General features: G+C 50.2%; 1 pseudogene. It reads right to left on the reverse strand.

Annotation, left to right across the window (positions count from 1 at the left end):
• A pseudogene (locus tag A3756_RS28440) lies at window positions 1–657 on the reverse strand (LamG domain-containing protein); the annotation flags it as partial.

Raw genomic sequence — 657 nt, forward strand, 5'->3', positions numbered from 1 at the left:
ACGTGCCACGTATTTCATCGTAGAGCTTTTTACTGTCTTCGGTCTTGCCTTGCGCTTTACCGTTGCCGACACGGGTATTGGTTTCTTCGTCGATATACGAAGCGCCAAACTTAATGCCCCAACCGCCGACCCACTCGACGTTGCCGCTCAATTCAAGGTTGATGGCCGGGTCTACACCGCTGGTGTCGTTGGCAAGAGTACCTTCACCGGCTTTGAACTCGTATAGGGCAATCACATCATCTTCATAGCGGCCACCTGAGTTGGCAACGATGCCGTCACCCACCAATACAAGCGCTTTACTGGTAATCAGTGTTTCGTCAATCGCGGCGGCAGTGATCGAATTAGAAAAGGCTTCGATCGCTGTTCTCATTTCAGTTGATGAGGCTTCACAACCAACTTCCCAGCAGTTATGAAACTCATTGAGTAAGCGTTGTACTAGTCGGGAGTTACCGGGGGTTTCCAGGCTAATTCGACTCTGAGCAGCCAGGTAAGAGGTGTCAACATCGGAGCTGCCAATAAAAGGAGTTTGCTGGCCTTCGACATGACAGTCACTGCAATACTCTGTGAGTAGAGGGTAGACAGTGCTTGAGTAGCTTAAAGTATCCTCAGGGAAGGACTTACTGCTCCCAGGGTCTTTGATTTGTGGAGAGCGTAGGA

The organism is Oleiphilus sp. HI0086, assembly GCF_001635225.1.